Genomic DNA, 1,162 nt, shown 5'->3' on the forward strand with positions numbered 1-1,162 from the left:
CACCAGCGCCGGGCCGCCGACCCGGGCGAGCAGCGGGGCGGCCAGGGCGCGCAGCTGGTGCAGCGCCTCCAGCCGGTGGGCGCGCAGCTCGGTCTCGGCGAGCCGGGCGGCGGTGGCGGTGAGCTGGAGCAGGTACGGGCGGACGCTGTGCGCCGGGCCGCTCAGGTTGACGGCACCGACCAGCTGTCCGGTGCCGGGGTCGCGCACCGGCGCGGCCACGCAGGTCCAGGAGTGGTGGCTGCGCAGGTAGTGCTCGGCGGAGTGGACGTGCATCGGGCGCCGGGTGCGCAGGGCGACCGCGATGCCGTTGGTGCCGACGCTCTCCTCGATCCAGCGGGCGCCGGTGGTGAAGCCGATCCGGTCGGCGCTGCGGCGCAGACCGCGCTCGCCCTCCTGCCAGAGCACGTGGCCCTCGGCGTCGGCGACGGCCAGCAGCAGCGGGGCCGCGCCGCCCACCTCCAGCAGGGTCTCGCGCAGCACCGGCAGGACGGTGTCGAGCCCGCTGGTGCGTCGGCGCTGTTCGATTTCGCCGGGGCCCAGCAGGACGGCGGCGGCGCCGGTGTCGGGGTCGAGGCCGAGGCGGCGCAGCCGGGCCCAGGAGTCGCCGATCTCGGGGCGGGGTTCGAGCAGGCCGGGGCCGCCGGCCTGCTCGGTGAGGGCGGGAGCGGCCAGTTCCCGGGCGGCGGCGTCGGCGAGGGTGCGGTCGTGGACCTTGGCCAGCTCCGCCGCGGTCGGCGGGGTGCGGCGCTCTGGTCGTCGGGACTGCCGTCCGGTCTGCCGCACTCGCGTTGCTCCTCGCCGCCGTTCGAGGACGCGTCGGGGCCGACGCGCTGACGAAAGCGTACGGGTGCGGTGGGCCGCTGGGGATGGGGTCCGGCAAGTCGGCAAACCGGACGGTACGGATGCGGCCCCGGCCCCGGGACGCCCGGTGGGCGTTCGAGGGCGGGCCCGCATCCGGGCGGGGTCAGCGCTGGGCGCCGGAGCCCTGCTGGGCCGCCTCCACGGTGTGGTGCAGGTCGGCGGTGGCCTGCAGGGTGGCGGCGGTGCTCAGCGTCAGGCAGGCGGCCAGGGCCACGGCGGCGGCCCGACGCCAGGTGCCGGGGGCGGTGGCCGGGCGGGGCTGGAGCAGTGCGGCGACCCGGCGCGGGACCGGGCCGGAGTG

The 1,162-nt window shown here is 78.5% G+C and carries 1 protein-coding gene and 1 pseudogene; both read right to left on the minus strand.

Annotated elements, in window-relative coordinates; genetic code table 11:
• On the minus strand, window positions 1–783 hold a 783-nt coding region (locus KS423_RS45875; protein WP_224285572.1), incomplete at its 3' end, for a GAF domain-containing protein.
• A gap of 181 nt (window positions 784–964) precedes the next feature.
• Window positions 965–1,162 (minus strand): annotated as a pseudogene (locus KS423_RS45880) (M56 family peptidase); the annotation flags it as partial.

The sequence above is a fragment of the Streptomyces sp. LS1784 genome, assembly GCF_020103755.1.
In the GTDB taxonomy this organism is placed as follows: domain Bacteria; phylum Actinomycetota; class Actinomycetes; order Streptomycetales; family Streptomycetaceae; genus Kitasatospora.